Here is a 20,604-nt window from a genome sequence, read left to right on the forward strand (position 1 = left end):
CTTTTCTTATACGGGCCGGGGCGCCGGCGGCATTACCGAAAACCCGGAAGACGCGCACCCCGCATTCCGAACCGTCCCTCGCCCTCGACCCGGCGCACGCCGGAGCGCGGGACGGCGACGGCCCGGCACGTCGATACGTGCCCCTTGCATTCCGTCCTGTCCTGGCTGTGGGCAGGGGCCCCGTCGTCGACTATGTTCGACAGCCGACGTTGGTACGCACCTGACGGTGATGGGAGCGCTTTCCCTGGGAGCGCTTTCTCCTCACCCACCCCCCATCGGGCGCCGAGGAACAAGGGGTATAGGCATGCCGGGAGTTGCTCAACCCTCGGACCTGGGGGAACCTCTGGGACCGCTGCCGCAGGAGTTCGCCGCGATCGTGCGTCCCGAACTCCCCAGTCTGATCAAGGAGATCGGACTGGAGGTCACCCGCGCCTACCCCGAATACGCGCGGCTCCTCGACGGCCCCTACGGCCAGGGCATCCGGGTCGGGGTGGAGCAGAGCATCTCCGTGTTCGTGGACCAGGTCGCCGAGCCCGCCTCCCCCTCCGCACTGCGCGACGAGATGTGCCGCAGGTTCGGCCGGTTCGAGGCGTACGAGGGGCGCAGCCTGGACCAGTTGCAGGGCGCGTACCGGCTGGGCGCGCGCGTCGCCCTGCGGCGGGCCAAGAAGATCGGCCGGCGCTACAACCTCTCCCCCACGATGATGCTCACCTTCGCCGACGCTCTCTTCTCCTACGTCGACGAGCTCGAATCCCTGTCGCGTGAGGGGTACTTGGAGGTCCGTTCGACCTCCGGCGACCACACGGACACGCTGCGGCGAAGACTCCTGCACCTGATTCTCGCCGGCCGGCCCGTGCCCCGTACCGCCATCGCCGAGCTCTGCGAGCAAACCGGCTGGGTGTTGCCGGACGAGGTGACGCTGGTGGCGCTACGCCCCTCGCCCGATCTCGGGCGGCTCGGCATCGACCGCGACATACTCGTCGACTTCACCGACCCGCAGCCGCATTTACTGATCCCGGGACCGTTCGACGACATGCGAAGACGCATGCTCGAGCATGCGCTCCCGGGTGTTCACACGGCCATCGGCCTCACCGTCCCCGCCTCCCTCGCCTCGGACTCCGTCCGCTGGGCCCGCCGGGTGCTCGAACTCGTTGACATCGGTGTCATCGACGACGCGCCGGCCATTCTCTGCGAAGACCACCTCATCACCGTGTGGCTGCTCTCCGACCCGGTCCTCCTCGACCAGCTCGCGCGCCGCGAACTCGCCCCGATCGCCGACATCAGCGCCAACCGGCGTGAACGGCTGATCGAAACCCTGCGGATCTGGCTCGACACCCGGGGCACCGCCGCCCAGATGGGCGAGCTGCTCGACGTACATCCGCAGACCGTCCGCTACCGGATGCGCAATCTGGAATCGATCTTCGGCGAGCAACTCGTCGACCCGGAGTCGCGGTTCTCGACCGAGACCGTGCTCCGTGCCATGCAGCTGCGCGCACGAGGCAGCGAACCACCGATCTGAACAGCGCGACGCGGATGCGTACCCGACGAGATCTCACGCGAAGTCAACCTACTTACGGGTAAGGGGAAATAGCCGGTCATTCCCAAACGGTTGCCACACGGAGACGTTCTCAACGAGAAACCTGGAACTGCGTCCCGTAGATATGGAGGAGTCGGCCGCCCACCCGGTGGCCGCGACGTCCGACCTCCTGGCCACCATTCGAGAGGGAACCCCCATGACCGCTTCGCACCTGCTCGTCCCCGTACCGATCCCGGACCGCATCGCCGCGCTGATCGGCTCCTGCATCCCGGCGCACATCCTGGAGGCGGAGTTCGACGCCGAGTGCGCCGCACGCGAGGTCCGCAGCTTCCGCGGTCCGCGGCTCGACATCGAGGACCAGGCCGACCGCGAGCAGGCACTGTCGGAACTGGCCCGCGCCAACAAGGTGCTCGCCGCCCACCACCCCCGGCTGGCGGTGCGCCCCGGCAGCTCCTGGTGACTCCCCCGAAGCCCCTCCATCTTGCGGAGGCGGCGCCATGCCCTTACCTTACTCGGAAGTAAGTTTACTCCAGAGTAAGGAACTGGCGTGGCCGACAACAGCAGCGGCAACCTCACCGACGAACTGACCGCACTCGACTTCGCGGCCGTCTCCCCGCAGGAGTTCGCGCGCATCGTGAAGGGCCTGTCCGCCAAGCAGCTCGGCGAGGTCATGCACGGCGAGCTGCGCACCCGGGTGCTCGGCGAGGTCTTCGGCCGGATGAAGCAGCAGTTCCGCCCGGACGCGGCGGGACAGCTCAAGGCGCTGATCCGCTGGAAGATCACCGGTGACACCGACACGGTCTACGAGACCGCGATCGCGGACGGCACCTGCACCATCAGCGAGGGCCGCTCCGACGCGGAACCGCGCACGACGCTCGTGATGGCCGACGCGGAGTTCCTCAAGCTGGTCTCCGGCAACGGCAATCCCGTGACGATGTTCATGATGCGCAAGCTGAAGGTGGCCGGCGATGTCGGCCTCGCCTCGGGCCTCACCCGCTATTTCGACATCCCGAAGGCCTGAGGCCGATGAGCTACTTCTCCCTCGCCCTCACCGAGGAACAGCAGGACCTGCGCAACTGGGTGCACGGCTTCGCCGCTGAGGTGGTGCGCCCGGCGGCCGCCGAATGGGACGCCCGCGAGGAGACGCCCTGGCCCGTCATCCAGGAAGCGGCCCGGATCGGGTTGTACGGATTCGAGTCGCTGGCCGACATGTACGGAGACCCGACAGGACTCTCCCTCCAGATAGCCAACGAGGAGCTGTTCTGGGGCGACGCCGGCATCGGCATGGCGCTCTTCGGCACCTCCCTCGCGGTCGCCGGAATCTTCGCCTCCGGCACACCGGACCAGCTCGCCGAGTGGGTGCCCCAGTGCTACGGCGACGAGGACGACCCGAAGGTGGCTGCGTTCTGCGTCTCCGAACCGCAGGCCGGGTCCGACGTCTCCGCGATGGCGACGAAGGCGCGTTACGACGAGGCCAAGGACGAGTGGGTGCTCTCCGGCCAGAAGGCGTGGATCACCAACGGCGGGATCGCCGAGATCCATGTGGTCGTCGCCTCGGTCGACCCGTCGCTCGGCGCACGCGGACAGGCCGCGTTCATCGTCCCGCCCGCCACGAAGGGCCTGGAGGCGAGCCGCACCATCAAGAAGCTGGGCCTGCGCGCCTCGCACACGGCGGACGTCTTCCTCGACGACGTACGGGTGCCCGGCCACTGTCTGCTCGGCGGCAGGGAGAAGCTGGACGCCCGGCTGGCCCGCGCCCGCGAGGGCGGCAACGCCAAGGGGCAGGCGGCGATGGCGACCTTCGAGGTCAGCCGCCCGACCGTCGCCGCCCAGGCGCTGGGCATCGCGCGCGCGGCGTACGAGTACGCGCTGGAGTACGCGGGACAGCGCGAGGCGTTCGGCCGGCCCATCATCGAGAACCAGTCGATCGCGTTCGCGCTGGCCGACATCCGTACGGAGATCGAGTCCGTACGGCTGCTGATCTGGCAGGCCGCCTGGATGGCCCGCAACGACCGGACCTTCGACGCGGGCCAGGGCTCCATGTCCAAGCTGCGCGCGGGCGAACTCGCCGTGTCCGCGACGGAGAAGGCCGTCCAGATCCTCGGGGGCGCCGGGTACAGCCGCGAGCACCCGGTGGAGCGGATGTACCGCGACGCCAAGATCTACACGATCTTCGAGGGGACCAGCGAGATCCAGCGCCTGGTCATCGCGCGGGCGATCTCGGGGCGCCACATCCGCTGACGCGGGGTCATGGGCCGAGGACCGGACACTGACACGCGGTCAGGGCCCGGCGACCGGGGTGAACCGCACCGGCAGCGAGTGCGGCCCCCGCGTGAAGACGCCCTGTTCGGACGGGGTGAACCCGTCCGCGAGCCGTACGTCGGGCATCGCGTCGAGCAGCATGTTCACCCCGGTCTGCACCTCGGCCCTGGCCAGCAGCGCGCCGACACAGAAGTGCCGGCCGAGGGCGAACGCCAGATGGTCGGCGGCTGCGGAGAACGCCGTGGTGCTGGTCAGGTCGGTACGGAAGAGGTCGAAGCGGTCGGGGTCGCGGTACCGGGACGCGTCCCGGTTGGCCGAGCCGATCAGACAGGTGACGGTCGATCCCTCGGGCACCCGGCCGCCGCCGAGCTCCACGTCGACGGCCGTCTGTCGCATGATCATGTGCACCGGCGGGGTGAGCCGCAGCGTCTCGGCGAAGGCCCGGTCGATGAGGCTTCGGTCCTCCCGGACGGCGGCGAGCTGCTCGGGATGGGTCAGCAGGTTGGCGAAGATCGAGGCGATGGCCTTGTCGGTGGTCTCGCCGCCGGCGGCGAGCAGCAGGCTGCAGAAGGCCTTGATGTCCTCGTCGCTCATCCGGACACCGTCGACCTCGGCGGCGCAGAGCGCGGAGAGCAGGTCGTCGCCGGGTGCCTTCCGCCGCTCCTGGATGACCGGGATCATGTACTCGGCGAATTCCTGCCGGGTCCGGTCACCGGCCGCCGCCACCTCCGGGTCGCCCGCGAGGTTGCCGAGGAAGGCGATGACGGTGGTGTACCAGCCGTGGAAGCGGTCGTGGTCGGCCTTGTCCAGGCCGAGCATGTCGGCGATGACGAGGACGGGAAAGCGCGTCGCGAACGCCTCCACGAGGTCGGCCTCGCCGGTGTGCCGGAAGGTGTCGATCAGCTCGCGTGCGTTGCGCTCGATGACCGGGAGGAACTTCTCCTGGAGGTCCGAGCCCCGGAAGGCCGGGGCGACGAGAGCCCGGCGTACGGAGTGCTCACGGCCGCTGAGCTGGAGGATGGTCTTGCCGTGGACGGGCTCGATCTGCCAGTCGTAGTTGTCGGTGGTGAACTCGCCGGCCCTGTCCTTGAAGACCCGCTCGACGTCCTCGTACCGGGAGACGACGTAACTGTTCGTGGCCTCGTGCCTGATCAGCGGGTGGCTCTCGCGCATGATCCGGTAGGCCCCGTAGGGATCGGCGGCGAAGGCGGGCGAGAGAATGTCGGGTACGGGTGGTGCTTGCGAGGCGAGTGACTCTTGTGGGGCAGACGTCATGACGCTCCTGGGTCGTTGACGGGCAACGCCGCCAAGGTTATTGACTTACCGTCCGCTGCCACACCCCCTGGGGGAACCATGCCCGCCGGCCCGCGCCCGTCCGTTCTCTTCGTCACCGATCTCGCCTACGAGGCCCGGGGACGCCGCTACTGCGACGAGGACATCCACCTGACGTCACGGCTGCGCGAGGACTTCGACGTCGCTCTCTGTCACCCTCGCGACGCCGCCGCGCTGATGGAGGGCTTCGACGCCGTCGTCGTACGCAACAGCGGTCCGGTGCTGCACTACCAGGAGGCGTACGACGCGTTCTGCGCACGTGCCCGCGAGCTGGGCACGCGGGTCTACAACCCGCTGACCGGCCGGGGCGACATGGCGGGCAAGCAGTACCTCGTCGATCTGAGCCGGGCCGGGTATCCGGTGATCCCGACGGTGGACCGGGCGGCGGATCTGGGGCTGCTGCCCGGGGCCGAGGGCTACGTCATCAAGCCGAAGCTGGGCGCGGACTCGGTCGGGCTGCAGTTCGTGCGTACCCCGGCACTGCCTCCCGGGGCGGACGGCACGCAGCTGGTCCAGCCCCGCATCGACTTCCGCTACGAGGTGTCCTTCTACTTCGTCGACCACGACTTCCAGTACGCGCTGTACGCACCGCACCCGGAGCAGCGGTGGGTGCTGGAGCCGTACGAGGCCGGGGCGGCGGATCTGGCGTTCGCGCACGCGTTCGTCGACTGGAACACCCTCGACCACGGGATCCAGCGGGTCGACGCGTGCCGGACGGAGGCGGGTGAGCTGCTGCTCGTCGAGCTGGAGGACCTCAATCCGTATCTCTCGCTGGACCGGGTGGGTGAGCCGGTGCGGGAGGCGTTCGTCGCGCGGATGAAGACATCGCTGAGAGACCTGCTGGGCTGACACGTTCACCGTCCGGCCGCCCCCCGCATGCGGGTGACAGGGAGCGGTGTGAGGGTGCAAAGGTGACCACTGCCAGCGAGACCGCCCCCGCCGCGCAGGCCGCCGGCGCACCGCCCGTGCTCGATCCGCGCCGCCGGAACATCGTCTTCGCGACGATCGTGCTGGGCATTCTGCTGGCGGCCCTGGACCAGACGATCGTGGGCACGGCCCTGCCCACGATCGTCTCGGACCTGGGCGGAGCCGCCCATATGTCGTGGGTGGTGACCGCTTACCTCCTGGCGGAGACCGTGGCGACGGTCCTGGTCGGCAAGTTCGGCGACCTGTTCGGCCGGAAGATCGTCTTCCAGCTCTCGGCGATCATCTTCATCACCGGTTCGTTCCTCTGCGGACTCGCGACGAACATGACCCTGCTGATCGTGTGGCGCGGACTGCAGGGCATCGGCGCCGGCGGTCTGATGGTCACGTCGATGGCGCTCATCGCCGATGTGATCCCGCTGCGCGACCGCGGCAAGTACCAGGGTGCGATCGGTGCCGTCTTCGGCGTCTCGACCGTCATCGGGCCGCTGCTGGGCGGCCTCTTCACCGACCATCTGACCTGGCGCTGGGCGTTCTACGTCAACGTCCCGATCGCGATCGTGGTGGTCATCGCGGCGGCCCGCACCATCCCGTCGGTGAAGGCGGCGGGGCGTCCGGTGATCGACTATCTGGGCATCGCGATGGTCACGGTCGGGGCGAGCTCCCTGATCCTGGCGACGAGTTGGGGCGGCAACGAGTACGCCTGGGGCTCCCCCGTCATCATCGGCCTGTTCGTCCTCGGCCTGGTCGCCCTCGCCGCGTTCTGCCTCGTCGAGTTCCGGGCGAAGGAACCGATGCTGCCGATGCGGCTGTTCAACAATCCGGTCTTCACGGTCTGCTCGATCCTCAGCTTCATCGTGGGCTTCGCGATGCTCGGCGCGATGATCTATCTGCCGACCTATCTGCAGTACGTGGACGGGGACTCGGCGACGCTGTCGGGGGTCCGGACGCTGCCGATGGTCATCGGTCTGCTGGCCGCCTCGATCTTCAGCGGCAACGTGGTCAGCAAGACCGGCCGCTACCGGATCTTCCCCATCGTGGGCTCCCTCGTCATGGCGGTCGGACTGTTCCTGCTCTCCCGGATGGGGCCGGACAGCGGGGTGTGGCTGGAGTCCCTGTACATGCTGGTGCTCGGGCTCGGCATCGGGCTGTGCATGCAGGTGCTGACGATCGCGGTGCAGAACACCGTCGACTACGCGGACCTGGGTACGGCGACGTCGGGCGTGACGTTCTTCCGTACGCTCGGCAGCTCCTTCGGCACGGCGGTGTTCGGGACGATCTACGCCAACTCGCTCGGCCCGAACCTCGAGGACGGGGTCGCGGAAGCGGTACGGGCGGGCGGGGATCCGGCGGTCGTGTCGAAGGCCTCGCAGAGCCCGGAAGGGCTGCACTCCCTCCCCGACGCCCAGTCGGCACCTCTCGCCCAGGCGTACGCCGACACCCTGCACACGGTGTTCCTGTGGACGGTGCCGGTCGCGGTGCTCGGCTTCGTCGTCGCGCTGTTCCTGAAGCAGGTGAAGCTGCGCGACACGGCACGGGCCTCCTCGACCGACATGGGTGACGGGTTCGCGTCGCCGGGCTCCGGGGACTCGGCCCGGCTGCTGGAGTTCTCGGTGGCCAAGGTCCTGCGGCGGGTGGACCCGGACACGGCCCGGCGGATCGTGGCCTCGTCCGACACCCGGCTCGACATGGCGGGGGCCTGGGCGGTCATGCAGGTCGAGCTGTTCACCCGCATGGTCGGCCACGCGGGGCTCCGGCTGATCGCGGCCCGGCACCGGATCCCGCCGGAGGTTCTGGTACCCGTCTTCGACCGGATGATCGAGGAGGGCTATCTCACCGGGGACGGACATCTGTTCACGCACACCGAGGCGGGCAGCCGGGAGGCCAGGACCATCAACGACGCCTGGTCCCACTGGCTGACCGAGCAGCTGGGCGACCAGCAGGAGCAGGCGGACGACGCCCGGCTGCGCGCCGCGGTCGACGTGATCGCCAAGCGGCTGCTGGCGGAGGACCTCACGCAGGAACTCTCACCGGCCGCCCCGGCGGGCGCGCCGGTCTGACCGGCGCCCGAGGGTTCAGTCGGCGAAGACGGCGGACTCGTAGACCCAGGCACCCTCGTGCCGGACGAAACGGCTCTTCTCGTGGAGGCAATCGCGGTGGCCGCCCGCCGTGAAGTGCGCGCGGAAGGTGACCGTTCCCGCGGTGTGGAAGGCGCTGCCCTCCGTCGTCTCCAGGATCTCCAGGCCCTCCCAGCGCTGTCCGGGATCAAGGTCGAGGACGGCCGGGCGGTGGTCCGGGTGCCAGGTGCGCAGCAGGTACGCGACGTCCCGGACGGCGAAGGCGGCGTACCGCGAGCGCATCAGCGCCTCGCAGGTCGGCGCCGCCGCCCCGGTGTGGAACCGCCCGCAGCACTCCGCGTAGGTGGCGGGCAGCCCACAGGGGCACGGCGAGGCGGGTGTGACCGGGGAGACGGGAGCGGCGGAGGGGCGCCGGGGGCGTGTGGTGCGTCGGGACATGGGTCCATTGTGTCCTGCGGCAGCGCCGGGCCGGGTGCCGGGCGTCGTCGGCCGCGCCCTCGGAACAAGGCGCGCGCACCCTCAGAACGAGGCGCGCACCCTCAGAACACGTGCAGGCCACTTGTCTTTCCTGCGCGATGTTGATCAGATCGATGCATGTTCGAGCGGCATCAGCCGTTCACCGCCGGGGGGCACCGTGGAATCCGACCGTCACAGCCGATCAGTGAGCACTACAAGTGTCAGGTTCGTGACAGCAGTAGTCGCGTACGCCGTGGCCGGGGCGGTCCATCTCGTCACAGCCGGGCTGTTCCTCACCGGCCTGCGGTTGACCGTTCTCGGGTTTCGCACGTTCTTCCAGCCGTGGATCGGCCTGTTGCTGCTGGGCATGGCCTTCGCAATGCGTCCGCGGCCCGGGCGCCTGGACCCTGACGCGCCGACCCTGCGGGAAGCCGACGCGCCGGCCCTGTTCGCGCTGTTGCACCGCACGGCGGACATCGCCGGAGTACGACGCGTCGACGCGGTCCAGTTCACTCCGGACTTCTCCGTGAGCGTCGTCCACTACGGCCTTCGTCGCCGACGCTGCTTCGTCCTGGGCCTTCCGCTCTGGGCCGTCTCCTCTCCTCAGCAGCGTGTTGCCGCCCTGGCTCAGGCCCTGGGCCGGAGCGCCCCCCGCAACGTCCGGGACGGCGCATTCGTCGGCACGGCCCTCAGGTCGCTGACAGCCGGGTCGCTGTCCGTGCAGGAAGGCGAGCCCTCCGCCACTCTGCCGCGCATCAACGCTGTCGCCCGGGGCGCTGTCGCCGTGGCGGACGGAACGCAGCGCTTCGCCGACCGGTCTAGGAAGAGTGAATGGCTGCTGTGGATTCCTCGCACGGCACTGGCCGCGACGGCCCGCCTGCTGCTGTGGCTCACGGAACCGGCCGCCCGGCGTGCGCTGTTCGAGGCGGACGACGCGTCGGCCCGCGCCGCCTCCTCCCAGGCCGCTCTCGCCGCACTGCGTGACAGGCGCCTCGCACGTGCCGTCGGTGTGGAGATGCACCGGCTGGCCATCGAGAAGCGCACCATCGTCAGGGCTCACCGTCCTGCGGCCTCGCAGGAGGATCTCTGGGAGAGGATCCACGCGCATGCGGTCCGTCTGCGCGCACAGGACATGCCCCAGCCCTCCGGACCGGACACACCGAGTGCCGGGCCGGGTTCCACCGGCAGCGATACGTACACCCTGCGCATCGAACGGCTGGTCCGGGCCCCGCAGTGTCCCGCGGCGATCACGCTCGACGGGGCCGCCCTGGCCCGCATCCGGGAGGAGCTGCGTGTGCCCCGGCGGACAGTGGCGCACCAGGTGCTGCGTGACGGCGTACGGCTGTAGGGAAGCCGGGTGGTGAGGCGATCGGATGTCCTCACCGCGCTTCCGGTCACCGTTCAGCCCTTGCGGGCCACGCCCGCGTAGCCCGGGATCGGTTCGTCGCCCGGGACCTCGATGACCTCGCCGAGCTCCGGGTGCCAGTCGGCGGAGAGCGAGACGCCCGGGTCGACGAGTTCGAGACCGTGGAAGAAGGCGGTGAGTTCGGCGCGGCTGCGCGGGCGCAGCGTCATGCCCCGGGCCTTGTACATGGCGGCGGCCTCTGCCGCACCCTCCGGGTCGAAGTCGCCGGTGGTCTGCGAGAGGATGAGGTAGCTGCCGGGGGCCAGTTGGTCGACCAGACGGTCCACCAGTTCCGCGGCGCCGTCCTCGTCGTCCAGGAAGTGCAGCAGCGCCAGCAGGGACAGGGCGATCGGCCGGTCGAAGTCGAGGACCTTGCCGGCCGCCTCCAGGATGACCTCGGGCCTGCGGGCGTCGGCCTGGATGTACTCGGTGGCGCCTTCCGGCGTTGAGCGCAGCAGGGCCGCCGCGTGGGCCAGGACGATCGGGTCGTTGTCGCAGTAGACGATCCGCGCGTCCGGCGCGGTCTGCTGGGCGATCTGGTGGAGGTTGGGCTCGGTCGGTATCCCTGCACCGATGTCGAGGAACTGCCGGATGCCGTTCTCCGCCAGCCAGCGGGTGGCCCGGTGCATGAACGCCCGGTTGACGCGGGCCATGTCACGGCCGCGCTCGTCCACGGCGAGGAGCTGCCGGGCCATCTGCTCGTCGATCGGATAGTTGTCCTTGCCGCCGAGGAACCAGTCGTACATCCGCGCGGGATGCGGCTTGCTCGTGTCGATCTCGACGGGGGGCTCGTGCCCGGTCATAGCGCGCTCCTTGGATCCGTGGTCGGCGAACAGAGAAAGGAAGTCGGTGCGCGGCGACCGGGAACCGCCCGCGCGATGAGGTCAGGTCAGGAGGAAGTCTGCCTGACCGGCCTTGGCGCCCTGTATGAAAGCGGCGATCTCACGGTGGGAGTAGATGAGGGCCGGACCATCGGGGTCGGCGGACTGGCGCATGGCGATTCGTCCGTCGGAGAGTTTCATCGCCTCGACGCAGTTGCCGCCGTTGCCACCGCTCCACGGCTTGTACCAGCCCTCGGAGCCGAGATCGGCGGCCGGCATGCCGTTGTATATGGGTGTCATCACAGCTCCTTGCGGAAGTCCCGGAGGATTTCCTTCGTGCGTTGTGCAGTCGCGGCCTGGGCCGCCATGCGGTCCATGACCTCGAGGTAGGAGGCCACCTCGGGGCGCGCGTCGAAGTAGACGGCCCCGGTCAGGTATTCGCTGTAGACCATGTCGGGCAGTTCGGGGACGGCGAACCGGAAGAGGACGAACGGCCCGTAGGTGCCCGGGTGATGGCCGGTCGAGAACTCGGCGATCTGGAGGGTCACGTTGGGCAGCTCGGTCGCTTCCAGCAGCCGGTCGGTCTGGGCGCGCATGGCCTCGGGGCTGCCCACCGGGCGGCGCAGCACCGTCTCGTCCATGACCACCCACAGCCTCGGGGCGTCCGGCCGGGTCAGCAGGGACTGCCGCTCCATCCGCAGCGCCACATGGCGTTCGATGTCCTCGGGCCTGGTCTGGCCGACGGCTCCGGTGCGCATCACCGAGCGCGCGTAGTCCTCGGTCTGCAGGAGTCCGGGGACGAAGTGCGGCTCGTACATGCGCAGGAGGCTCGCGGCGCCCTCCAGGCTGACGTACATGCTGAACCAGTCGGGCAGCACGTCGTGGAAGCGCTGCCACCAGCCCGGCTTGTTGGCCTCCTCGGTGAGGTCGACGAACGCCTCGGTCTCCTCCTCGGCGATCCCGTAGGCCCTCAGGAGCGACTGCACATAGGGAACCTTGAGAGCGACCTCGGCGGTCTCCATCCTGCGGATCGTCGCCGGAGCGACGCGGAGCACCTTGGCTGCCTGGTCCCGGCTCAGGCCGACACGCTCCCGCAGATCCTGCAGGCGCTTGCCGAGAACGACCTGACCCACGGTCGGGGCGGACCGCGGTTCGCTCACTTCAGACCTCCCCATGCGCTGTTTGGCAGCAGTGTGCCATGCGCGTGCCACCAAGAACACTGCCACTCTGAATTTTTCAGAGTGCCCCTTGCCAAGTGTTCGCGACAGGGGGAGAGTTGGTGAGTGAACCAGTTCACTCGTCATGCCCGCCCTCTTTCAGGAAGATCGCGAAGCGTGACACAGCCCCCACTGTGAGGATTCGGTCGTGGCACCTGGCAGTGCGCTCATCCCCCGGCTCATGGACCTCAGCCCCGGGACGGAAGCGCTCCGATACTGCTTCGCGCTGCCCGCGCAGCCCGAGTCGGTCGCCGGCGCCCGGCGGCTGACGCGAGCCCGGCTGGACGAGTGGCGGCTCGACGACGACGCCCACGACGCGGCGGTCCTCATCGTGTCGGAGCTGGTCACCAACGCGGTGGTGCACACCGCCAGCGCACGCGTCGTGTGCGAGTTGCGCTGCCTCGAGACCCGGCTGCGCATAGCCGTGCAGGACCAAGGACACCAGCCCGGCGGGCCGCGTCTGGGCGCCGGCGCCGACGACGAGCACGGACGCGGCCTGCTGCTCGTCGACGCGATGTGCAGCGCCTGGGGGTCCCGCGACGCCGGGAACGGCTCGGGCCGCATCGTCTGGGCGGAACTGCCGCACAGCTCGGAGCACTCATGCTGAAGAACGCCATGTCCCATCTGCTCGGAGCCAGGCGCTCCCGTGACCCGGGCTGCGCCGCCGGCGTCGGCCTGGTGCAACTGCCGCTGCCGGCCGCCCTCTCGGCGAGCCTGGGCTGTGACGCGGTGGGCGTGCCCGCGCGCTACGGCTTCCGCCTGATGTCCCATCTTCCGCGTACGGGCTGCGTCTTCGCGGACGCGGACCGCTGGTGGTGGATCGTGCCGTCCGGCTCCGACCTCGATCTGGACTGGCCCGCGCAGGCCGCGTACGCGCGCGGGGCGTACGTTCCCGCCGTACGGCCCCGGCTGATCCACCAGCCCGACAGCCGCACGCCGTACACCCCGCCCATTCCGCTGTTCCTCATGGTCTGCCAGGTGATGGGTGTGGCGCCTTCATGGGCGCCCGCGGGAGGACCGAGCGTCGTCCCCGCTCCATGAGCCCACCCGCCCGGCGGAAAGGGCGCCGCGGCCGGTTGTCCTAGTGCAGATACGAGAGCCCCGGATGCACCTTCGTGTAGCCGTCGACCAGCCGGCGCGCCACCGAGACCGAGTCCACCAACGGGTGCAGGGCGAAGGCGCGGACCGCGTCGGCGCGTGAGCCGCTCGCTGCCGCGTCGAGCACCGCGCGTTCGACGGCCTTCACCGCGGTGACCAGCCCGACGGCGTGGTACGGGAGCGGATCGACGGCGACGGGACGGGCGCCGTTGGCGTCGACGAGGCACGGGGCCTCGATCACGGCGTCCGCGTCGAGCGCAGCGAGAGTGGTCCGGTTGCGGACGTTGAGGATCAGGGACGTCTGCTCGTTGCGGGCGACGGCCCGCATCAGGGCGAGCGCGACCTGCTCGTAGCCACCGGAGTCCAGATCGCTCTCGTCCCGCTCCCCCGCCCCCGCGACATCCCGGTTCTCCGACATGTACGTCGCCTCGCGCTCGGCGCGGGTTCGGTCCCAGGTGGCCAGGGCCGGTGTGGCCGGGTCCTTCATCCGGCCGTAGAACCCCTCCTGCTGTTCACGGAGGAAGGCGCCACGGGTCTGCTCGGCGTCCTGGTAGGCGCGGACCGCCTCGCGGTTGTAGTAGTAGTAGTGCAGGTACTCGTTGGGGATCGCGCCCAGGGAGCGCAGCCAGTCGGCACCGAAGAGCCGGCCCTCCTCGAAGGAGCCGAGCAGCTCCGGGTCGGCGAGCAGGCGCGGGAGTTCGTCCCGGCCCTCGACGTACAGCCCGCGCACCCAGCCGAGGTGGTTGAGGCCGACGTAGTCGATCCGGGCCCCGTCGGGGTCGGCGCCGAGCACGCGGGCGATGCGGCGGCCGAGGCCGACGGGTGAGTCGCAGATCCCGATGACCCGGTCGCCGAGGTGGTGGGACATGGCCTCGGTGACCAGGCCTGCGGGGTTCGTGAAGTTGATGACCCAGGCCTGCGGGGCGAGCCGGGCGATGCGGCGGGCCAGGTCGACGGCGACCGGGACGGTGCGCAGTCCGTAGGCGATGCCGCCGGCGCCGACCGTCTCCTGGCCGAGGACGCCCTCGTCGAGCGCGACGCGTTCGTCAGCGGCCCGGCCGGCGAGGCCGCCGACCCGGATCGCCGAGAAGACGAAGTCGGCGCCGCGCAGCGCCTCGTCCAGTTCGGTGGTGGCGACGACGGTGGGCGCGTCCGGGATTCCCTCGGCCTGTTCGGTGAGGACCCGGGCCATGGCGGTGAGCCGGTCGACGTCGGTGTCGTAGAGGGTGACGGCCGAGACGCGGCCCTCGGCGTGGTCGGCGAGCAGCGCCCCGTAGACCAGTGGAACCCGGAATCCGCCGCCGCCCAGAATTGTCAGCTTCACGCTTCCGCATGGTACGTGAGGTGGTGGAACCGGGGTCTTTCGTTCGGATCAGGCCGGATCAGGGAGCGGGGTCCGGTGCGTGCGGCTGCGAGGCGGAGGGAGTCACTGCGGAGGATGGGCGACCGACGACAACGCCGGAGGAGGGTTCCCCTGGGAGCGCGTACCGGTCCCCGCGAGCCCGGCATGATCCCAACGAGAGGCCCTGGGCGCGGACGACCGGCCGGTGGCCGGTCGTCCGCGGACGACTGTCGCCGCCGGTCAGTAGCCGTTCCACCAGCGGGTCACGACGCGCCACAGCCTGGCCGGGGCCGCGGGCCTGCGCTGCTGCGGAATCATCCCCGCCGCGGAGCCCTCGCCGGTCCGCCCCTCGACGGATCCGTCGACGGCGACGGTCGCCCCGGCCGGCCGCGCGCCCGGTGCCGCGCCTGCCGGTTCCGACGGGACGGGAGCGCGCACCGGGGTCGGCGCCACGTGCCGTACAGCGGACTGCACCTCCCAGTCCTGGCGCGCCGGGTTCGGCTTGCCCATGGACGGCGGTTCCCGGTCGTCCTGCGGGGCGCGCGGCGCGAACTCGGCCGGGAGTTCCACCAGGTGGCGGCCCATGATGTTGCCTACCCAGCGCAGTTCGCTCTCGTCGACGGCGAGTTCGAGGTCGGGCAGACGCATCAGCAGGGCATCGACGCCGACGTCCGCGATGGCACGGCCGATGTCCTGGCCCGGGCACTCGTGCGGGCCGCCGCTGAACGCCAGGTGGGCGCGGTTGCCCTCCATGTTGGCGTCGAGGTCGGGGCGTACCACCGGGTCGGTGTTGGCCGGGGCGATGCCGACGATCAGCGCGTCGCCGGCCTTGATGCGCTGCCCTCCCAGCTCCGTGTCGCCCACCGCCCAGCGGCCGAAGACCGCGGTGAACGGCGGCTCGTCCCACAGGGTCTGCTCGACCGCCTCGGGGACCGTCATGTGGCCGCCGCTGAGCCGGGCCCGGAAGCGCGGATCCGTGAGCACCATGCGGAGCACGTTCGCGATCAGGTTGGTGGTCGCCTCGTAGGACGCGATCAGGATGAGCCGCAGGTGCTCGGCAACCTCCTGGTCGTTCATGTCGGCGGGGTGCTCGACGAGCCAGGTGGCGAAGTCGTCCGCCGGTTCACGGCGGCGCCGTTCGACGAGGCGGCTCAGCGCGGCCAGCACGTAGGCGTTGCTCTCCACGGCGGTCGCCGTGCCCCGGGTCATGTCGCGGGCGGCCTGCACCATCCGGTCGTTGTACTCCTCCGGCATGCCGAGGATGGCGCACATCACCATCATGGGCAGCCGTTCCGCGAAGGCGGCGACCAGGTCGGTGCGGCCCTCCCGGCAGAAGTCGTTGACGAGCCGGTTGCTGTAGCGGTTGACGTGACGCCGCACACCGCGGGTGTCGATCCGGCCCATGGAGTCGGTGACGGCCCCGCGCTGACGCTCATGGGTGGCGCCGTCGGCGAAGACACAGATCGGCTGCCAGGTGAAGATGGGCGCCAGCGGGTGGTCCGGCGCGACGCTGCCGTCCTGCAACGCCCGCCAGCGGCGCGAGTCCCGGGAGAACTGCGAGGGCGTACGGGTCATGTGCAGGTTCTCGCTGTGCCCGAGGACCAGCCAGGCGGGTACGTCCCCGTGCAGCAGCACGGGCGCCACCGAGCCGTGTTCGGCACGCAGTTTGTCGTACAGGCCGTGCGGGTCCTGTTCCGCCTCGGGGCCGTAGAGGCGTCGCAGGCCGCCGGGGCCGATACCGAGGCCGTGGGCCGGGCACTCGGGGGGCGGAACCGGCCCCGTGGCCTCGCCGGGTTCGTAGTGGAATGGGGATGTCACGATCGCTCCAGGGATCAGTCTGCCAAGGGCCGGACGGATGGGTACGCGATGGGGGCGCGCGGATCGGGTGCGGGCAACGTCAGCCGAGCGGAACGGCCAGACTGTGCAGATAGCGCATCAGGGTCATCAGCACATCGCGGCTGGAGGCGCGCAGCCGGGCGTCGCAGTCGATCATCGGGACCTCGTCCGGCAGGTCCAGGGCGCTGCGCAGCGCCTCGACGGGGTGTTTCGGCGCGTCGGGGAAGGTGTTGACGGCGACGACGAACGGCACGCCGCGCTCCTCCAGCCGTCCGATGACGTCGAAGCTGACTTCTAGGCGGCGGGTGTCGATGAGCACGACTGCGCCGAGCGCGCCTTCGAACAGTCCGTTCCACAGGAACCAGAAGCGCTCCTGGCCCGGAGTGCCGAACAGGTAGAGGATCAGCTCCTCGCTGATGCTGATCCGGCCGAAGTCCATGGCGACGGTGGTGGCGGTCTTGCTCTCCACCCCGAAGTTGTCGTCCACGCCGACGCCGGCCTGGGTCATGGTCTCTTCGGTGGTCAGCGGCCGGATCTCACTGACCGAGCCGACCATGGTCGTCTTGCCGACCCCGAACCCGCCGACGATCACGACCTTCACCGCGGCGGTGGCCGTGGTGGGAAGGACGTCCTCGCTCCGGGGGCCCGTGATCGTGTCAGAGTTTCTGAAGTCCATGCATCACCGCTTCGAGGAGGGACCTGTCCGGGAGGGTTGCGCGGACGATCGGCGCGCGCGATTCGATCAGTTCCGTGGCGAGGAGTTCGGTGAGGAGCGAGGTCACCACGCTGAAGGGCAGACTGAGGTAGGCGGAGATCTCGGCTACGGATAACGGCGCCTGACAGAGCCGCAGGATCACGGCCTGCTCGGGCTGGACCGTCGGTGTCGGCTGCGACTTCGAGACCACCATCGTGACCAGGTCGAGCGCTGCCCGCTCGCTGCCGTCGGGATCGCCGGTGATGACGTAGAGCCGTTCCGGATCGCTCAGTGCCGGATCGGCCTTGCGGCGTTCTCGTCGGGAAGAACTCATCCGGCCTGCCCGTCGTGTCGGGGCGGGCTCGTCAGATGGGCGCCGATCCGTACGACCATGTCGCGCATCCGCGCTCCGACGAGGCCCGCGTCGACCGTCTCCCCGGCGAGTACGGCGAGGTACGCGCCGGCTCCGGCGGCCATCAGGTAGAAGAATCCGCCGGTCACCTCGATGACGACGAGCCGCATCCTGCCGTCGCTGTACGGGATTTCGGAGGCGACCGCGGCGGCCAGGCTCTGCAGCCCGGCGCAGGCCGCCGCGAGCCGGTCGGCGACGTCGGGGTCGCCGCCGTGCCGGGCGATGCGCAGACCGTCCGCGGAGAGCACGACGATCTGGTGGATGTCCGGGACGTCGTCGGCGAGCTCTTTGAGCATCCAGTCCATGTTGCCCCGCTGCTGGATCACTTCAGGTCTCCCTTGTCCCACGCGTCGTCGGAGTCTTCGTCTGTCCCGGGTTCCCGGGGCACGCCGTTGGCTGCCTTGGTGAACGCCTCCAGCCAGATCCCGGGAGGCGGCTCCTTGCCGTTGGCCTGACCGTGGCCGTTGCCGTAGCCGTTGCTCCGTCCGGCGCCCGTATCGGTGGACTGGGCGGGGAGGTTGTGCGAACCCAGGGGTGCGCGGCCGCGGCTGCGGCGCTGCGGGAGTCCGCCGGAGGTCCATTCGGTCACCACGGGGACGTCGTCCTCCATGGCGACGGCCGGGGTGACGGGCCGGGGCTCGGGCGCGACCGGCCCGGTGGCCGGACGGGAGGCGACGGGGCTCGGCTTGCGGTGGGTGCTGCGGGCCGGAACGACGTGCTTCATGTCCGCGAGGTCGATGTCGCTGGTGGGCCGCGACGTGGCGCCGATGCCGTGGGCGATGCCGGGCGCGGGGCCGGTGGTGATCATGGAGCGCGGCACGATGAGTACGGCGCGGACACCGCCGTACGCGGACTGCCGCAGCGACACCTGGAGGTCGTACATCCGCGACAGCCGGCCGACGACGGCCATGCCGAGCCGGGGGGACTCGCCGAGGTCGTTCATGCTGGAGCCGGCCTGGGCCCTGGCGAGCATGTTCTCGGCCCGGGCGCGGGCCTCCTCGCTGAGGCTGACGCCACCGTCCTCGATCTCGATGGCGATGCCGGTCTGGACCTCGACGGCGGTGACGTGCACGCGGGTCTGCGGCGGCGAGTACCGGGTGGCGTTGTCGAGGAGTTCGGCGCAGGCGTGGATGAGCGGTTCGACCGCGGTACCGATGATGGCGACCTTGGCGATCGAGTGCAGATCGACGCGCGGGTACTCCAGGATGCGCGACATGGCGCCACGCAGCACGCTGAACAGCGGTACGGGCTTGGGCCACTGACGGCTGGGCCGGGCACCGCCGAGCACGGCGATGGAGTCGGCGAGCCGGCCGATCAGCGCGGTGCCGTGGTCGATGCGCAGGAGGTCGTCGAAGACGTCGGGGTTGCGTCCGTGGTGCTCCTCCATCTCCCGCAGCTCGCTGGCCTGCCGGTGGACGATCGCCTGGACGCGGCGGGCGACGTTGACGAAGGCGCGCTGCGCGGAGTCACGCGTCGCCTCCTCGTTGTCGATGATGTCCAGCACCGTGTAGACGAGCGAGCGCTGGGCGTCGGGGAGATGGCGGTAGACCTCGTCGCCGTCGACGACGTCCCGCAGCACCTCGTCGGGTGAGTTGCCGACGCGCAGCCGGTGGATCGCCGCAGGGAGGAGTTCCTTGCTGATCCGTACGGTCTCCTCGTCGTGACTGGCGATGCGCCGCTCCAGCGCGGTGACGCGCTGTTCGTAGTGGGCGCGCTGCCGCCGGTTCGTACGTGAGCGGCGGGCGAGTTCGGCGGTGAGCACGGCGACCACGGCGGTGGCGAAGGCGCCGAACCAGACGACTGGTATCCGCGCGGCCTCGGCAACCAGCGCCACGGCGGCGGCGGTTGCGCCGGCCATCACGACGACGGGCAGCAACACGGCGCGGACGACAGGTGTTTCTCGGTCGATCGGTGGTGATTCAACACGAACCATCTAAAACCTCTGGCGGTTGATTCGGGAGGTAATCGGGAGGTACAGCGCTTGCAGGGCAGTAGGGAACAAGCGCTCGAATTCATATCAACTCGACTTCACTGCGCGTGAGCTTAGTCAGATCGAAACAGTGCTTCGGCACATTCACCCAACCCCCTGCGCGAGCGCTCCCGCGGTAATACACTCACGAGTTTTCACACGCACCGCTCACGGTCGTGCGCGCGGAGTGACGAACGGGGGGAATGTGCGACAACCACTGCCGTTCGTCCCGCCTTGCGGAACGGAGGCGTCACGACCCGCCCGCGACGGGCAAACACCACGCCCGCAAGCCGCAAGGCGACGGGGTGGAATCAGCGGGCGGCTCCGCCGCGGGACGGCCCTTCGCGTCCCACGGAGAGGGACAAGGGCACATGTGATCGAAGCGGATCGAAAGAAGCGGGTTGATGACCACCGCACGGGTGGATGCCCGTCCGGGACACGAAGGGGAACAGACATCTGATGGATCCGGCGCGGGACTACACCATCGAATCGCTCGACACCGGCCTGCGGCTGATGCGGCTGTTCCTCACCCACGACGCGCTGACCGTCTCGGAGGCGGCTGCGCTGCTCTCCATCGGCCGCTCCACCGCCCACCGGGTCCTCAGCACCCTGGAGGGCCGCGGCTTCGCCACACGGGAGCCGTCCGGGCGGGGCTACTCGGCCGGTCCCGAACTGGTGCGGCTGGGCCGCCCGGCCGGATTCGGCGCCCCGGTCCGGGAGCAGGTGGCCGCGGTGCTGGAGGACGCCGTGCGGCGCACCGGTGAGACCGTGCTCAGCGCCGCGCTGATCGGCGATCAGGTCCTGGTCACCGACGGCCGGGAGTCCGGTCATCCGGTACGGGTGATGCTGGAGCGGGGCCGCACCCGTCCCGCGCACGCCACGGCGGGCGGCAAGCTGCTGCTCTCCCGGATGACCGCCGAACAGATCTGCGCCCTGTATCCCCGGGAACGGCTCGACGCGGCCACCCCCGACACGCTCGCGTCCCGGCCGGAACTGCTCGCCGAGCTGGACCGGATCCGTGACCGCGGCTACGCGACCGGCCGCGGCGAGTCGGTGCCGGGCCTGCACGCGGTCGCCGTACCGCTGGCCGGTGCCACCTGGCGTGACCGGCTGGCACTGGTGGCGTGCGCACCGGCCGCCCGCGGCGACGAGGCCGCGCTGGAGCGCCGCGCCGGGGAACTGCTCCGGTCGGCGGCGCGGTTCGACGCGGCCGGGTAGCCG

21 protein-coding genes are annotated in these 20,604 nt (G+C 70.2%); 10 read left to right on the forward strand and 11 right to left on the reverse strand.

Going from position 1 to position 20,604, the window contains the following annotated elements; translation table 11 throughout:
* Positions 1-304: 304 nt before the first annotated feature.
* The 4 genes from OG959_RS02610 (at position 305) to OG959_RS02625 (ending at position 3,778) form a co-directional block, all read left to right on the forward strand.
* Positions 305-1,519, forward strand: a complete 1,215-nt coding sequence (locus tag OG959_RS02610; protein ID WP_326656335.1) for a helix-turn-helix domain-containing protein — start codon at positions 305-307, stop codon at positions 1,517-1,519.
* Positions 1,520-1,733: 214 nt separating this feature from the next.
* Positions 1,734-1,997, forward strand: coding sequence for a hypothetical protein (locus OG959_RS02615; RefSeq protein ID WP_219567130.1), 264 nt, complete (start codon positions 1,734-1,736; stop codon positions 1,995-1,997).
* Between the two features lie 87 nt (positions 1,998-2,084).
* On the forward strand, positions 2,085-2,558 hold the full coding sequence (locus OG959_RS02620; protein ID WP_326656336.1) for an SCP2 sterol-binding domain-containing protein: 474 nt from the start codon (positions 2,085-2,087) through the stop codon (positions 2,556-2,558).
* Positions 2,559-2,563: 5 nt separating this feature from the next.
* Entirely contained in the window at positions 2,564-3,778 is a 1,215-nt protein-coding gene (locus OG959_RS02625; protein WP_326656337.1) for an acyl-CoA dehydrogenase family protein, read from the forward strand.
* 39 nt (positions 3,779-3,817) lie between these two features.
* Here the strand turns inward: OG959_RS02625 and OG959_RS02630 are convergent, their stop codons facing one another.
* The gene (locus tag OG959_RS02630) at positions 3,818-5,074 is read right to left on the reverse strand and encodes a cytochrome P450 (RefSeq protein ID WP_326656338.1); all 1,257 of its coding nucleotides are present in this window, start codon (positions 5,072-5,074) and stop codon (positions 3,818-3,820) included.
* A 78-nt stretch (positions 5,075-5,152) separates the two neighbouring features.
* Here OG959_RS02630 and OG959_RS02635 point away from each other — a divergent pair, with 78 nt between their 5' ends.
* Together OG959_RS02635 and OG959_RS02640 are read left to right on the forward strand one after the other, a co-directional pair.
* Complete coding sequence (locus tag OG959_RS02635; RefSeq protein WP_326656339.1) at positions 5,153-5,980, forward strand: hypothetical protein; 828 nt, start codon at positions 5,153-5,155, stop codon at positions 5,978-5,980.
* A 62-nt stretch (positions 5,981-6,042) separates the two neighbouring features.
* Complete coding sequence (locus OG959_RS02640; RefSeq protein ID WP_326656340.1) at positions 6,043-8,115, forward strand: MDR family MFS transporter; 2,073 nt, start codon at positions 6,043-6,045, stop codon at positions 8,113-8,115.
* A gap of 15 nt (positions 8,116-8,130) precedes the next feature.
* Here OG959_RS02640 and OG959_RS02645 read toward each other — a convergent pair whose 3' ends face one another.
* A complete protein-coding gene (locus OG959_RS02645) occupies positions 8,131-8,571 on the reverse strand; it encodes a YchJ family protein (RefSeq protein WP_326656341.1) in 441 nt (146 codons plus the stop codon).
* A 247-nt stretch (positions 8,572-8,818) separates the two neighbouring features.
* On the opposite strand from OG959_RS02645, the gene OG959_RS02650 reads away from it, so the two are divergent.
* Positions 8,819-9,937: a M48 family metallopeptidase gene (locus OG959_RS02650; RefSeq protein ID WP_326656342.1), complete on the forward strand. Its 1,119-nt coding sequence runs from the start codon at positions 8,819-8,821 to the stop codon at positions 9,935-9,937.
* A 53-nt stretch (positions 9,938-9,990) separates the two neighbouring features.
* Here OG959_RS02650 and OG959_RS02655 read toward each other — a convergent pair whose 3' ends face one another.
* The 3 genes from OG959_RS02655 to OG959_RS02665 all read right to left on the reverse strand — a co-directional run bounded on the left by OG959_RS02655 (position 9,991) and on the right by OG959_RS02665 (position 11,975).
* Entirely contained in the window at positions 9,991-10,797 is an 807-nt protein-coding gene (locus OG959_RS02655; protein ID WP_326656343.1) for an SAM-dependent methyltransferase, read from the reverse strand.
* Between the two features lie 81 nt (positions 10,798-10,878).
* Positions 10,879-11,115 carry a DUF397 domain-containing protein gene (locus OG959_RS02660; protein WP_219567121.1) on the reverse strand — a complete coding sequence of 79 codons (237 nt, stop codon included), beginning with the start codon at positions 11,113-11,115 and terminating at the stop codon, positions 10,879-10,881.
* A complete protein-coding gene (locus OG959_RS02665; protein ID WP_326656344.1) occupies positions 11,115-11,975 on the reverse strand; it encodes a helix-turn-helix domain-containing protein in 861 nt (286 codons plus the stop codon). The genes OG959_RS02660 and OG959_RS02665 overlap by 1 nt, the downstream gene beginning before the upstream one ends.
* A gap of 205 nt (positions 11,976-12,180) precedes the next feature.
* On the opposite strand from OG959_RS02665, the gene OG959_RS02670 reads away from it, so the two are divergent.
* Together OG959_RS02670 and OG959_RS02675 are read left to right on the forward strand one after the other, a co-directional pair.
* Positions 12,181-12,639, forward strand: a complete 459-nt coding sequence (locus OG959_RS02670) for an ATP-binding protein (protein ID WP_219567119.1) — start codon at positions 12,181-12,183, stop codon at positions 12,637-12,639.
* Positions 12,633-13,073 carry a hypothetical protein gene (locus tag OG959_RS02675; RefSeq protein ID WP_326656345.1) on the forward strand — a complete coding sequence of 147 codons (441 nt, stop codon included), beginning with the start codon at positions 12,633-12,635 and terminating at the stop codon, positions 13,071-13,073. The genes OG959_RS02670 and OG959_RS02675 overlap by 7 nt, the downstream gene beginning before the upstream one ends.
* A 40-nt stretch (positions 13,074-13,113) precedes the next feature.
* Here the strand turns inward: OG959_RS02675 and OG959_RS02680 are convergent, their stop codons facing one another.
* The 6 genes from OG959_RS02680 to OG959_RS02705 all read right to left on the reverse strand — a co-directional run bounded on the left by OG959_RS02680 (position 13,114) and on the right by OG959_RS02705 (position 19,347).
* Positions 13,114-14,454: a 6-phospho-beta-glucosidase gene (locus OG959_RS02680; RefSeq protein ID WP_326656346.1), complete on the reverse strand. Its 1,341-nt coding sequence runs from the start codon at positions 14,452-14,454 to the stop codon at positions 13,114-13,116.
* A 258-nt stretch (positions 14,455-14,712) separates the two neighbouring features.
* On the reverse strand, positions 14,713-16,290 hold the full coding sequence (locus OG959_RS02685; RefSeq protein WP_326656347.1) for a cytochrome P450: 1,578 nt from the start codon (positions 16,288-16,290) through the stop codon (positions 14,713-14,715).
* Positions 16,291-16,369: 79 nt separating this feature from the next.
* Positions 16,370-16,984, reverse strand: a complete 615-nt coding sequence (locus OG959_RS02690; protein ID WP_136324767.1) for a GTP-binding protein — start codon at positions 16,982-16,984, stop codon at positions 16,370-16,372.
* Positions 16,965-17,336 (reverse strand): DUF742 domain-containing protein, encoded by a 372-nt coding sequence (locus OG959_RS02695; protein WP_136324766.1) that lies wholly within the window; start codon positions 17,334-17,336, stop codon positions 16,965-16,967. The genes OG959_RS02690 and OG959_RS02695 overlap by 20 nt, the downstream gene beginning before the upstream one ends.
* Positions 17,333-17,740 (reverse strand): roadblock/LC7 domain-containing protein, encoded by a 408-nt coding sequence (locus OG959_RS02700; RefSeq protein ID WP_148016885.1) that lies wholly within the window; start codon positions 17,738-17,740, stop codon positions 17,333-17,335. The genes OG959_RS02695 and OG959_RS02700 overlap by 4 nt, the downstream gene beginning before the upstream one ends.
* Entirely contained in the window at positions 17,737-19,347 is a 1,611-nt protein-coding gene (locus tag OG959_RS02705) for a sensor histidine kinase (RefSeq protein ID WP_326656348.1), read from the reverse strand. Before OG959_RS02705 ends, OG959_RS02700 begins: the two co-directional genes overlap by 4 nt.
* A gap of 495 nt (positions 19,348-19,842) precedes the next feature.
* Here OG959_RS02705 and OG959_RS02710 point away from each other — a divergent pair, with 495 nt between their 5' ends.
* Positions 19,843-20,601 carry an IclR family transcriptional regulator gene (locus OG959_RS02710; protein WP_326656349.1) on the forward strand — a complete coding sequence of 253 codons (759 nt, stop codon included), beginning with the start codon at positions 19,843-19,845 and terminating at the stop codon, positions 20,599-20,601.
* The last annotated feature ends 3 nt before the right edge of the window (positions 20,602-20,604 follow it).

This window comes from Streptomyces sp. NBC_00385, assembly GCF_035917155.1.
Taxonomy (GTDB): domain Bacteria; phylum Actinomycetota; class Actinomycetes; order Streptomycetales; family Streptomycetaceae; genus Streptomyces; species Streptomyces poriferorum.

Excerpts from the sequence above, each read along its gene's own strand:
- OG959_RS02610 (WP_326656335.1), top strand. The coding sequence starts at position 305 with ATGCCGGGAGTTGCTCAACCCTCGGACCTGGGGGAACCTCTGGGACCG.
- OG959_RS02615 (WP_219567130.1), top strand. The coding sequence starts at position 1,734 with ATGACCGCTTCGCACCTGCTCGTCCCCGTACCGATCCCGGACCGCATC.
- OG959_RS02625 (WP_326656337.1), top strand. The coding sequence starts at position 2,564 with ATGAGCTACTTCTCCCTCGCCCTCACCGAGGAACAGCAGGACCTGCGC.
- OG959_RS02630 (WP_326656338.1), bottom strand. The coding sequence starts at position 5,074 with ATGACGTCTGCCCCACAAGAGTCACTCGCCTCGCAAGCACCACCCGTA.
- OG959_RS02635 (WP_326656339.1), top strand. The coding sequence starts at position 5,153 with ATGCCCGCCGGCCCGCGCCCGTCCGTTCTCTTCGTCACCGATCTCGCC.
- OG959_RS02645 (WP_326656341.1), bottom strand. The coding sequence starts at position 8,571 with ATGTCCCGACGCACCACACGCCCCCGGCGCCCCTCCGCCGCTCCCGTC.
- OG959_RS02655 (WP_326656343.1), bottom strand. The coding sequence starts at position 10,797 with ATGACCGGGCACGAGCCCCCCGTCGAGATCGACACGAGCAAGCCGCAT.
- OG959_RS02660 (WP_219567121.1), bottom strand. The coding sequence starts at position 11,115 with ATGACACCCATATACAACGGCATGCCGGCCGCCGATCTCGGCTCCGAG.
- OG959_RS02675 (WP_326656345.1), top strand. The coding sequence starts at position 12,633 with ATGCTGAAGAACGCCATGTCCCATCTGCTCGGAGCCAGGCGCTCCCGT.
- OG959_RS02690 (WP_136324767.1), bottom strand. The coding sequence starts at position 16,984 with ATGGACTTCAGAAACTCTGACACGATCACGGGCCCCCGGAGCGAGGAC.
- OG959_RS02695 (WP_136324766.1), bottom strand. The coding sequence starts at position 17,336 with ATGAGTTCTTCCCGACGAGAACGCCGCAAGGCCGATCCGGCACTGAGC.
- OG959_RS02705 (WP_326656348.1), bottom strand. The coding sequence starts at position 19,347 with ATGGTTCGTGTTGAATCACCACCGATCGACCGAGAAACACCTGTCGTC.
- OG959_RS02710 (WP_326656349.1), top strand. The coding sequence starts at position 19,843 with ATGGATCCGGCGCGGGACTACACCATCGAATCGCTCGACACCGGCCTG.